Origin of the sequence: Roseivirga sp. UBA1976 (assembly GCF_002336325.1) — a bacterium.
GTDB classification, from domain to species: Bacteria; Bacteroidota; Bacteroidia; order Cytophagales; family Cyclobacteriaceae; genus Roseivirga; species Roseivirga thermotolerans.
Genome location: NZ_DDDQ01000108.1, coordinates 1 through 11888 on the forward strand (window position 1 = coordinate 1; position 11888 = coordinate 11888).

Annotated in this window: 12 protein-coding genes; 1 reads left to right on the forward strand and 11 read right to left on the reverse strand. The window is 44.7% G+C overall.

The window, feature by feature from the left end:
• The 11 genes from B3763_RS10765 to B3763_RS10815 all read right to left on the reverse strand — a co-directional run.
• Window positions 1-238, reverse strand: a 238-nt coding sequence (locus B3763_RS10765) for a nuclear transport factor 2 family protein (protein WP_286746366.1), incomplete at its 3' end; no start/stop codon positions are given.
• Between the two features lie 12 nt (window positions 239-250).
• Complete coding sequence (locus tag B3763_RS10770) at window positions 251-994, reverse strand: SDR family NAD(P)-dependent oxidoreductase (RefSeq protein WP_286746368.1); 744 nt, start codon at window positions 992-994, stop codon at window positions 251-253.
• 1 nt (window position 995) lies between these two features.
• Entirely contained in the window at window positions 996-1196 is a 201-nt protein-coding gene (locus B3763_RS10775) for a tautomerase family protein (RefSeq protein WP_189631051.1), read from the reverse strand.
• A gap of 106 nt (window positions 1197-1302) precedes the next feature.
• Window positions 1303-1863, reverse strand: coding sequence for a Crp/Fnr family transcriptional regulator (locus B3763_RS10780; RefSeq protein WP_286746371.1), 561 nt, complete (start codon window positions 1861-1863; stop codon window positions 1303-1305).
• Window positions 1864-2126: 263 nt separating this feature from the next.
• Window positions 2127-2477, reverse strand: coding sequence for a hypothetical protein (locus tag B3763_RS10785; protein WP_189631053.1), 351 nt, complete (start codon window positions 2475-2477; stop codon window positions 2127-2129).
• 131 nt (window positions 2478-2608) lie between these two features.
• A complete protein-coding gene (locus B3763_RS10790; RefSeq protein WP_189631054.1) occupies window positions 2609-4150 on the reverse strand; it encodes a M20/M25/M40 family metallo-hydrolase in 1542 nt (513 codons plus the stop codon).
• A gap of 67 nt (window positions 4151-4217) precedes the next feature.
• Window positions 4218-4673, reverse strand: coding sequence for a nuclear transport factor 2 family protein (locus tag B3763_RS10795; RefSeq protein WP_286746374.1), 456 nt, complete (start codon window positions 4671-4673; stop codon window positions 4218-4220).
• An 11-nt stretch (window positions 4674-4684) separates the two neighbouring features.
• A complete protein-coding gene (locus B3763_RS10800; protein WP_286746376.1) occupies window positions 4685-5053 on the reverse strand; it encodes a glyoxalase/bleomycin resistance/extradiol dioxygenase family protein in 369 nt (122 codons plus the stop codon).
• A gap of 277 nt (window positions 5054-5330) precedes the next feature.
• Window positions 5331-6665 (reverse strand): amidohydrolase family protein, encoded by a 1335-nt coding sequence (locus B3763_RS10805; RefSeq protein ID WP_189631057.1) that lies wholly within the window; start codon window positions 6663-6665, stop codon window positions 5331-5333.
• An 8-nt stretch (window positions 6666-6673) separates the two neighbouring features.
• Complete coding sequence (locus B3763_RS10810) at window positions 6674-8044, reverse strand: amidohydrolase (protein WP_189631058.1); 1371 nt, start codon at window positions 8042-8044, stop codon at window positions 6674-6676.
• Window positions 8045-8055: 11 nt separating this feature from the next.
• Window positions 8056-9750 (reverse strand): amidohydrolase family protein, encoded by a 1695-nt coding sequence (locus B3763_RS10815; RefSeq protein ID WP_189631059.1) that lies wholly within the window; start codon window positions 9748-9750, stop codon window positions 8056-8058.
• Window positions 9751-9973: 223 nt separating this feature from the next.
• Between B3763_RS10815 and B3763_RS10820 the strand changes: the two genes are divergently transcribed.
• Window positions 9974-11887 carry a tetratricopeptide repeat-containing sensor histidine kinase gene (locus tag B3763_RS10820; protein WP_286746380.1) on the forward strand — a complete coding sequence of 638 codons (1914 nt, stop codon included), beginning with the start codon at window positions 9974-9976 and terminating at the stop codon, window positions 11885-11887.
• The last annotated feature ends 1 nt before the right edge of the window (window position 11888 follow it).

The window sequence follows — 11888 nt, forward strand, 5'->3', positions numbered from 1 at the left end:
CCTCAACAGCCAGTATTTCCATGGCAAAGCTCTCTCCAAGACTTTCAGGGCTTTTTCTGTTTTTTACCCCTTCCAAGTACTCCTCCAGGTTTTTTTCATAGGGGGTGCCCTTAATATTCCCATAAAGCCAGGCACGACTATCAAATACCTGCTTTAATTTTTGGATATCGCCTGTAAAGAGGCCATCAAAGTAGTTTTCAATGACCTCTACAACTGATTGAATGTTTTCTTTGTACATAAAATGAATGGTTTAGATGGCGTGGCCAATAGAATGGCCACCACTTAGGTTTAATGTTTCACCAGTTACAAATCCTGAAAAAGCCAAATAGTAGGCAGCTTCGGCTACTTCTTCAGCTTCGCCAATTCGGTTGAGCAAGTGTAATCCTGCCAGACTATCGGCATCTTCAACGCCAATTTTACTCTGAAGTGGACTGCGGATTATTCCTGGAGCAATGGTATTGACACGTATGTTGTCTTTTCCAAATTCTGCTGCTAGATGTCTCGTAAGGGTATGAATAGCTCCTTTGGAAACAAGAGGTGCCGAGCAAGGAAATCCTGCAATGGCATGGTCAACCAGAACGGTACCATTGTTTATTATGGCGCCCCCGGTGCCTTGGGCGAGCATTTGCCTAATTGCTGCCTGCGAAGTAAAGTAGGTACCCTTTAGGTTAATAGCCATGTAATGTTCCAAATCGTTTTCTGTGACTTCCAGAAAAGGCTTTGGAGCAAATACCCCCGCATTATTGATTAAGACATCAACCCCTCCAAAAGTGTTCACGGCAGTATCTACCAGCCTTTGGCCTACCTCTCGTTCGGCTATGTTGCCAACTACGGTTTGTACACGGTTTGTGCCCAATTCTCTGGCAGTATTGAGTAGCCGTTCTTCGTTGGCTGAATTTATAACCAACTGGTGCCCTCGGTCCAGAAAATATTGGGAAATGGCTTTGCCAATTCCGGTTGAAGCCCCGGTAATAATTATTCGTTTAGTACTCATCTTACTTTTGCTTTTTAAGTGTTGAATAAAGGTTTCCTCTAACTCCCCAGTTATCTACCGGAACTTCTTGAATGACTATGTGGGTAGTTTCCGGATTTTTGTCGAGTACATCGACCAAAAGTTGTGTAACTCCCTGTACGAGTTGCAATTTTTGCTCTTTGGTTACATTCTCGTCAGTAACCTGAATGTTTACGTATGGCATATTCGCTTACTTATAATTGAACTTGTTTTGGAGCAAAGTTCACTAGAGAGGGTAAGACACCACAGGAGCCAGGTCACCATTTAGGAGTGATGTATATCACAGGTTTTCAGTCGTTCAGGCGACTCAATGTTTCCCGAGATACTCCCAGATAGGAGGCTATGTGCTTTTTGGGCACTCGCTGTAGTAGTTGAGGATACTGACTTAGAAGGAGTTCATAGCGCTCTTTGGCGGTGTTCTTCATCATGGAAAGAATACGATTTTGCAAAGCAATGCGACCCAGCTTGCTTTTCTTTGCCCAAAAACGCTCCATTTTGTGCATTTCTGAGGTGAGCTTTTCACGGTTTTCGTGGCTTATAGAGTAGAGTTCAACATCTTCCATGCAGTCAATAGATGTTTTGGAAGGTGTTCGCAATACGAAAGACTCGTAGTCGGTAATCCACCAGTTTTCCATACCAAATTGTAGGATATGTTCTTTACCATCTTCTCCAAGAAAATAGCTGCGAACACAACCCTCCACAATCCAGAATTCTTTGTCGGCTATGTCTCCTTCCTGCACCAGGTATTGGTGCCTGCGCTTTTTTACATGAGAGAAATGACTGAGTATAAATTCGAATTCCTTATCGCTGAGTGGAATGAGTTCTTCTATATGAGCTCTGAGAGGATGCATATTACTGAACTACCTAATGCATTTTTTTGAACTCGGGTTCAATTTTAAGGTTGGAGTTGGTGGTTGAGGGGGAATGTTTAAGGTTTACGGTTCATGGTTTATAGTTTAATGTTGATGATTTAGAGTTCATTGTTCCTAACAGGATGGTGAATTTCATGTTGGTAAAGGCCAATGATGTCATCAAACCCTTTGGGGGAAATAGAGGGGAGTTATTCGTGTGTGATGAATTTATTTTCGAGATGGTAAGTGCAAAGTAAAGAAGTTTAGAAGGTGCATTGAGAGTCTGACGCTTTCCAAAGTAGGGTGGGGTTCTGAAGGTCATCTATCATTATTTCATTACCAATATGGCCTATGAGAGTACCCTCACATGAATAAACGGAAAATATAGATCCGCACATAGGACAACAGTTGCCAAACAGGAGTACGAGCTGCCCCTGATAAGTGGCTTTTTGAATGTAATTGTACTCGTTCATGCCCGAGTTTTCCAGCTCCTCTATTTTATCCTGAAGCCAGGAGCTATTTTCCAGGTCTATGCCTTCGCAAACAGGGAAGACACTTTTTTCACAACCATAAGACAGGCTTAACAACAGTATAAGTATTAAGGCTTTTTTCATACTTTTTAAGACACAGACCAAGACTATAGGGTTGTAATTGACTTAAAAAGAAGAGGTTGCCCCAGAAGTTTGCCGCTTGGTATTGCGAAGTTAAACTTTTGAGACAACCTCTTTTTAGTTTAGCTGTATGCCTAGTCGTTGCCTCCTTTTCGGGTAGGTTTTCTTGGCGATGGCCATTCTCTTGGTTGCCCGGTTCTAGGGTTAGTGCCTAATTCGGCCTTATCTCTCGGGAAGAACTCAGGGTCTTCACAAGCCATGTATACCAAAATAGCCGTGAGAATAACATTATTTCTTACGTCATCGAATACCACCTTGTCATAAGTGTCACGGTTAGTATGCCAGGTGTAGGTGCCATAATCCCAGCTCAGTGAACTAAGGCTAAAGCCTGGTGCTCCGGCTGCCACAAACGAGGCATAATCTGAGCCTCCACCACCCGGAGCTCCCGGGAAATTGGTGTTAATTTCGTTGCTAATAGAGCGTGGTACAGGTTCTAACCAGCGATTAATAAACTCATAGGCATGCAAAAAGCCTTGTCCGCTAATGTTTACTACCCGGCCGGTACCGTTGTCTTGGTTAAAGAGTGCTTGTAGACCCTTTACTACTTCTGGATGATCTTCTACAAATGAGCTTGAACCGTTTAGTCCTTGTTCTTCACTACCCCAATGCCCTACCAAAATGGTGCGCTTAGGGTTAGGGTATACTTTTTTGAGAATTCGCATGGCTTCCATCATTATGATTGTGCCGGTACCATTGTCGGTGGCTCCTGTACCTCCATCCCACGAATCGAAGTGGGCAGAAAGCATAACATATTGATCGGGGTTTACCGCGCTTTTTATCTCTGCCATAGTATTGTAAGTAGGTACTGTACCATGGTCTTTATTGGTTACCTCCACTCTAATTTTTGGCACATCACCATACTCAACCATTCTAAAGAGTGTTCCGTAGTCTTCCAAGCCAATGTCTATGGTAGGAATGCTTTTGGTACGCGCACCAAAGATTTTGTTTACTCCAAATCCTCTGGACCAGTTGGATATAAGAATTCCTGCGGCTCCGGCCTCTTCCAATACGCCCGGTAACTCCCGGCTGTTGTACCCTGTGTTTCTGATTCGCTCACCCCAGGCGCGCATGGCGTCTCTGCGATCGGCTTCCATCTTTTCAATAGACTCTTTGGTGCCCCATTTTTCCCAGTTATAGTCAGGTCGGCCGGAAAGCTGGGCCATGTCTATCATTACAAACTTGCCTTTTACGGTCTTAAGCCAGTTTTTAAATTCGCTTTCATTTTGAACGTTTGGTATAACTGTTACTTCAGCGTCCACAATTCCATTGGTAGGAGGGCTCCAGGCCAGTTGCATGGCTTCGAGGGTTTTTACACGCGGCTCAATAAGGTCTACGTGGGTAATGCCACGTTCCCAGCCTCTCCACTCACCCCATTGCTCGTTTCTGGCACTAATTCCCCAGCCGTTGTAGCGATTAACAGCCCACTCATGAGCGTTTTGCATTTGGGGAGTTCCCACCAGGCGCGGGCCATTTTTATCGAGCAGTTCATAAGCCAATTGCTCGAGCATAGAATTATCGTTGGCTTCTTTGATAATCTGGTCTACCACATTGCCTTGCGCCCAGGCCTGTGTAAAGACCAGGGAGAAAGCTGTGATAGCAAAAAGTAGTTTTCTCATAATTGGATAGTTTTTGTGCGTTGAAATTAAAGAAGTTGGACACCAAACGTGAACCGATAGTGGAAAATTAGGGATGCCTCTGCTCGTATTTCTTCAACATGCGATGGGTTTGTTGTCGTAGTTTTTTCTTGAAATATTCTGACCAGCCAAGTATAGCTCCTTTAAAACCCATGGCTTGTTTAGCCCAGCGGTGTAAGTCGAAAAAATCTGTATGCCTTACGATGAGCCCCTCTTTGAATTCAAACTGAGCAATAATTTTATTGTGAACCTTTCGGCCTGTAGGGCTAAATGTGTAGAAGGCTTCCCAGTAGGCTGAGTCTTCCGTTACTTTGGTATACTTTATGGCAAAGTCCCTGCCTTTCTGACTATCGCAAAGCATGCGCCACATATTGGCAGCTCGCACGCCTTCAAGCCTGCCAAAAGCGGGGTCTTCAAAGACAACCTCTTTGTGGTAGCATTTGACCATTCCTTCAGCATCGAGCTGTTGAAACGACTGGTAGAATTGCTGAATGACTTCTTTCAAGGCTTATGTTTTTAAAGGTCTTGTACAATAAACAATGCATTTTTATTCAGGTCGAAGAAACCGAACTCGTGGGTGCCCCAGGGGGTGTTTTTTCGGAGACTGTCTTCATTAATAGTGTTGCGCTCCAGAAACTCTTCGTACCAGGGTTGAATGTCTTTTACAAATATCTTGACGACCGAACCGCCCAGTAGTGGGTCTTCAGGGGTATCGGCATGCCATTGCAAATGAATACAGAGCTGGTCGCGCACCATACCACTATACATGTGGTCTCCAAAGGCATAGGTGAAACCGGTATACTGTTCATACCAACTAAGATCCCGACCAATATCGGTGGTGGGAAGTACAGGTTCAATTCCTTTAATGTTTGGGTTGTGGGCCATAATATGCTAAGCTTGGGTTGAACAAGTTAACTTATTTATTAGGATTACTTAGTCGGTTCACACAGAAGTAGGCAGACAACTTGAGCGATAAACTGTGTTTTCGCTATGCCTTATAGGCGCGATTGATGAAGACAAAAATGGTAGCAAAATGAGGAAACATACGCCAATCGACTTAAGTAAGTAAGCCTGTTATGAATAAAAAAAGAGGCTGTATTCAAAGCCTTACCGCGCAGGTAAAAACTCTGAAACAGCCTCTTTAGCTGTAAGTAAGGGTTGGTTATTTCTTTTTAATATCGATAACCGGCTTGGTTTTGTCTACACCCGGAGTTCTGTTCAGGAACTCATCGTAAAGCCTGATTTGACGAGAAGTCATTGGTACTTTGAAGCCATCAATGAACAAGTCTGTGATCTTAGTTGCTGTTTCGAACGGATCGCCAGTAGCTACAAAGATGTTGGCTTTCTTGCCTACCTCAATAGATCCTACCTGGTCGCTAATGCCTAGGATTTCGGCTGCATTGATAGTAATGGCTTTCAATGCTTCTTCGCGTCCCATTCCGTATGCAGCAGCAAAACCGGCATGGTAGGGGAGATTTCTAACGTTCTCAGACTCCATGGTTCTAAGCGCTACTTTAACTCCTGCCTTAGACATAATTCCGGGATTGGCGTAAGCGGCATCGTAGTTGTCAGATTCTCTTGTAGGTATAGCCTGTACAGGGCCGGTGATTACCGGAAGACCGGCCTTGGCAATTTCATCGGCTACTCTCCAGCCTTCTGAAACGCCTGTTAGAATCACTTTTTTGTAGCCTCTTTTCTTAACCCACTCAATGGCATTGAGTATGTCTTCGGCCGCATTTACCTCAATGAATAAAGGCATTTCACCTTTTACCACAGGAACCAAAGCTTCTATTTCAGGGTAGTTACGTAAGTCATCGGCATTTTGAAGTTTGGCATAAAGCTCAGCCTTATCCCAGGTATCGTTAACCTGCTTGAGCGCTCTTTCCTGACGTTTCTTCAGTTCGTCTTCCGAAAGTCTTCTCCAGCGTCTTCCTGCCCCGGTAGAGGGGTAGTTCATTACAATGCCTCTTTGTCCGGCATACATCTGATCTGGCGTATAGCCAAAAAGATTAATGGCTGCTGCAGTACCCGGCAAAAAGCCACCTTGCGGCATTGTCCATACAGTTGTTACTCCACTCACGCGGGTTACCGGAATTGCCACCGAGTTAGGGTTTACAGCCGTAAGTGCCTGCATCTGAGGTGTTAACTCTCCGTACTCACGGTAGTCGTTGGCTTCGGCAATACTTCCAATTTCGGCAAGGCCCAGAGTGGTTCCACCGTCAATCATGCCCGGGTAAATTTCTTTACCTCCGCAATCAATCACTTCCGCATCGTTCGGAATCTGTACATTGGCTCCAACGGCTTCAATAATTCCATTGTTAATTACCACTGTACCATTTTCAATAATACCGTTGGTTACGGTATAAATTTTGGCATTGGTCAATGCAAATTTGCCATTTCGGGCTTTCATTACCTGATCATCTTCCTGACCAAATGACAGAAGTGGGATGATGGCGAGCATTAACAATGCAGAAAACAGCTTTCTAAGTTTTTTCATGTCTTCTATCATTTTTGGTTAGAAAATAAATCTTCAAAGTTGATAAAGTTGGCTCCTTCCATGCATCTGTGCTGATCTTCTCTATCGAAAATGGTGATTTTCTCAATAGAAGATTCCGGGTCTACATAAATGCGTTGGTCAGCTTTATCGTTGGCTTTATCAAAATACTTTACACCGTCTACAAAAGTCATTTGCGGAATGGCGTATACTGAAAGCGGATGGCCTTCAAATATGGCAATGTCTGCATCTTTGCCTACTTCTATTGAGCCTACACGGTTGTCAATACCCAATTGCTTGGCAGGGTTGAGGGTAATGAGTGCAAGGGCTTCATCGTCCGATAGGTCACCGTACTTCTGAGTCTTGGCGGCTTCGTGAAACAGGTGACGGATAAGTTCTCCTGAATCGGAGTTAATGGAAGTAAGTACTCCATTTTCGGTAAGAATGGCTGCGTTGTAAGCAGTTGAGTAATATACTTCAAGCTTGTATGCCCACCAGTCGGCAAATACGGAAGCACTGGCACCAAAGGCAGCAAGTTCTGGAGCTACTTTGTAAGCTTCGTTGGCATGCTGGAAGGTGATTTTCGGAATACCAAAGTCAGAGAATACTTTCAGTAGCATGTAAATCTCATCGGCTCTGTAAGAGTGGCAGTGTACCAGTACGTCTCCATTCAGAATGTCTACCAAAGTTTGTAGCCTGAGGTCGTATTCAGGAGCTACTTTTCTTGGATTCTTATCGGCTCTGTAGGCTTCCCACTTCTTCTTGTACTCTACAGCCTGCTGAAAAGAGGTACGCAGCATGTTCTCAACACCCATTCTACTCTGTGGTTGAATACCACGTGCTCTACCACCTCTTGTTGGGTTTTCTCCAAGTGCAAACTTGATGGTTCTCGGAGCTCCTTCAAAACGTAACTGATCGGGGTCGGTAAGTCCCCAACGGAGCTTCATGGTTTCATTTTGACCACCGATTACGTTGGCCGATCCGTGCATCAGGTGAATGCTTGTCACACCTCCGGCCAGGGCTCTGTATATGGATACATCGTAAGGGTCTACCACATCTTCCATGCTTACTTCAGAAGTTACCTGGCTTGTGCCTTCGTTGATGGCCGAACCGGCAATGTGAGAGTGGGCATCAATAATACCCGGCATAAGGTATTTGCCTGTAATATCAATGGTTTCCACTCCATTTGGAGCTCTTAGTCCTTTGCCTATTCTGGCAATTTTTCCATCTCTTACCAACACATCGGTGTTTTCGAGAGTACCGTTGGTTACGGTGAGTACTGTACCACCTTTGAACAATACGTCACCTTTTGGTACCTGCTGCCCCCAGGCGGTGAAGCCTACTAGTAGGAGGAGGGATACCAGTATATTTTTCGTTTTCATAGTTCTGTTCATTATTGCTCGTCTTTGGTCGCTGTAAGGTTCATGCTAAAATCCTGTCCACCAAATGAGACAGTTGCAGTTGCATCGTAGGTTTTTCCGTTGATAGTGCCAACTACCACAATTTCTACAGACTGACCGCCAGCATCGATGGTGAAATCGAAAGCCAACTCATTGTTTCTGTAGCTAATGTTGTTCATGGTGTTGTCAGGGCTTCCGTCATCGCTGGTCAGGTAGCCGGAGTAGGCTCCATTTTCACGGCTGATCACCATTTTACCACCCTGGTCGCCCTGAGGGGTTTCTAATGTGTAAGACCACGATCCGGCCAGAGGATCGTTGCTTGTAGCAGCATTGTTGTTGGTGTTACGGCCATTACCTTTAGACTCTTTGGTTTCATACTCGAACTTGTCGCCATCAACAAACATCAGTTTTACCTGGGCATCTTTGCTAAAGATAGGAGCAGTACTTACCAATAGGTTGGCTAGTTTGCCTTGCTCTACTGTACCGGCAATGTTAGAAATACCAAATATTGAAGCTGGATTGGTGGTGAGTGCGGCCAGAGCAGCATCTTCCGAAAGGCCATTTTCAATATAGGTCCTTACATTTTTGAGTACAGCGTTGGCTCTTACGTTGCCTACTGAGAAGCCAAAGGGAATTCCGGCTTCTGAAAGTTTAGCAGCCTGAGAAACATGAATCTTGTAGAATTCCATTCTGCGGGCTTCAAGGGCTTTCATTTCGGCCGACTTATCGTCTTCTTTGGCATCTTTAGGCTCATCGGGAACATCGAGCGAAAGGAACAATGGTGTATTGCTGCTTTTAATTTCGTTGGTCAACTCCCAGGCTTGCTCAACACCGGCCACCATAAGAGGAAAACCAAGGTCTTTTTGTAGTCGCATGGCTCTACGTGCATCCAGCACACCATCTACATTGAACATAACGGGCTTTTGCTTAGCAATTACCGGGAAGAACGCCTGGCTAACTCGGTCGTTTTCCGGTCTCGGAAGCCCTGCCGGATTCTCGGCATATAGCTCAAAGTGCTTTTTATCTTGTTCGGCATTTCGGTAGAGGTTTCTCCATTTGGCCATCATACCCAAAATATTGCCAGGGTAGGCACCGGGTGCTCCAATCCACTGAGCAAATAAAGCCACATCTTTCTTTAGAATAATTTCGTCCGGATGCTCAGCATCGTTCAATAGAATAAGAGCTGTGCTTCCCGGTAGCATTCGTCCATAAGGCACTGCGTGCGAAATGGCAAAACCGGCTTCTCTCAGGCTTCCAATGCTGGAGTTGGTCACATCCAGTTGGGCAATAACACTGTTTTCTGGGGTTATTCCCGCATATTCATTGGGCGGATCGGGAGTGAATAGGTTTTGAGGTCTTTCCGGGTTTTCAGGTCTTTTGGCACCGGTATTCGACATACCGTCTATAAAAGCCGCATAAACGTATAGTTTGGAGGCATCTATAACCTGAGCCTCTGCCGGAATGGGTACATTCTTACCCACACGAACAATAAGACCGTCTTTAATGACCACGGTTGTTTCTTTCAATTCGGTGCCCGGTTTGGTTATTACCGTGGCGTTGGTCAAGGCATAGGTGCGGGTTACGGCCGACTCTCCGGTGGGGTCGCTTTGTGCCCTGCTACTCAATGCGATCACCGACATGGAAAGCAGCAACACAGCGTGAAGACATAACTTTCGGAGTGATTTCATATTTAGCAATTTAGTTTAGTATTTAATTCAAGCAGATAAGTTAAGTGAATCGCCATTTGATTTCAAAATCAAATATGAGAGTGGTAGCATAATCGTTTTGAGGGTCAATGTGTAGCACTGCGCTTGGCTTGCAATTATTCAGCAACACCCAACACTTATCAATCTTAGGCTCTTCATGTGCCCATTTTTCACAGGTTTGTTTTACTTTAATAGGATGGTACCAATGCGCGTGTGGTATTTGTGCTTATCAGCAAGCCTTTTTTTAGGCGGTTTTCCTCTGCTGGGTCAGGAAACTACCGAAGAGGCCATGATGAAGGAGCTCGATAGTCTCTATCGGGTTATTTTTACCTTTAATTATGCCGATGATACTACCACGATCAACGATTTTGAGAGTTTTGAGCGTAGACTTTCGGTCATTGAAAAGAGAGCTTATGAACAGGAGTTGAACGCTCCCTATTTTCAGGCACGTAACATTTGGTTTCTACACTTTAAGTATCAGGAAATGCGCAAGGAAGCCACCCGGTTGCTTGATGAAACCATTGCCACGGCTCGCGAATGGCGCGATGAAGAAAAGGAGGTTAGGTTTGTCTATTTTAAGGGTAACCTTTCCTTTCGGTTCGATGATTTCGATTCGGCAGTCTACTACTTTCAGGATGCTCTCTCTATGGCCAGAGCCATGGAGAGCCTTTCTTTGCAGGCGGCTTCTATAAATGCTCTGGCGGTTTGTTATGCGCAGTTGGGGCGCGATATGGAAGCGACAACTTACTACAAAGAGTCTTATGCCATAGCCCAACAAATAGCCGATAAAAAGCAGGTTTTGACAGCTGCCCTAAACCTGAGCAATGTGTACGGCCGTCTGGAACAGGCCGACTCGGCACTTTATTTTGGGCAGGAGGCTTACCATTTGGCCATTGAACTTGACGAGACCTCACTCTATTGGAGCTGCCTCAATGCCCTGAGTGTGGCTCATCTGTTGAAAGGGAACTTCAGTCAGACTATTGCTTATGCTAAAGATTTGGAACAGGCCGTATTGCCTATTGGTGAAACCGGCTTTCTTATCACTTCTTATTTGACAAGGAGTAAGGCTTTGTTTGCCCTTGGAAATGCAGTAGAGGCCCTGTCTTATGCCGAAAAGAGCCGACTTCTGGCTATTGAGTATGGAGCGGTAGACAATGAGCAACGCACCTTAAAATGGTTGGTAGAGCTTAGCAGCTATCTCAATGACTTTAAGCAGGCAATGTACCATCAGCAAAGGCTTAGTTTTTTGGAAGATAGTCTAAGCCGAATAGCCGTGAATGAGCGGCTGGAAAAACTAGCGATTGCCTATGAAACCGATAAAAAGCAGGCGGCTTTGGAAAATCTGGAGTTGCTTCAGGCCCAAACCGCACAGAAACTGAGGTTTCGAAACCTCATGATAGGAGCCATTGTTGTTGCAGGCCTACTGCTGGTGTTATGGTTGGTTTATTTCTTTAAGCGCAGGGTAGAAAAAGAGAAAATTGCCCAGCAAAAAGCACAAAACGAATTGCTTCGCACTCAACTCAATCCTCACTTTCTTTTCAATGCACTTTCTTCCATTCAGCTTTTCCTTATCAATCAGGGGCAAGGTAGCCATGCGCTTGAGTACCTCTCTAAGTTTGCTAAATTAATGAGGCGCATTCTGGAAAACAGCCGGAAAGATTTTGTATCCCTGGAAGAGGAGATAGTTACACTTCGCCATTACCTGGATTTGCAAAAGGTAAGGTTCGAAAATGCCTTTGACTATACGCTCGATGTAAATGTAGAAGACCATCTCTCTGAAATAAAAATACCTCCTATGTTTGCCCAGCCATTCATTGAAAACTCACTTGAACACGGTATCTCCAGTATTAAAAATGGGCTTATAGCCATCTCATTTCAACAGAAAGGAGATACCATGCTCTTTAAGGTAGAAGATAACGGTGTGGGGCTTAGCCGTTCGGCTGCACTCAGGCAAAACAAGGAACATGTTTCGCTGGCTACTAAGATTACCCGCGATAGAATTGAATTACTGAAAAGACAGCTAAAAAAGAATATCTCGTTTGTGGTAAAAGACAGGCTTAATGAAACCAATGAAGTGGTGGGAACAGAGGTGATTTTTGAGATTCCAATACAATTTTAAG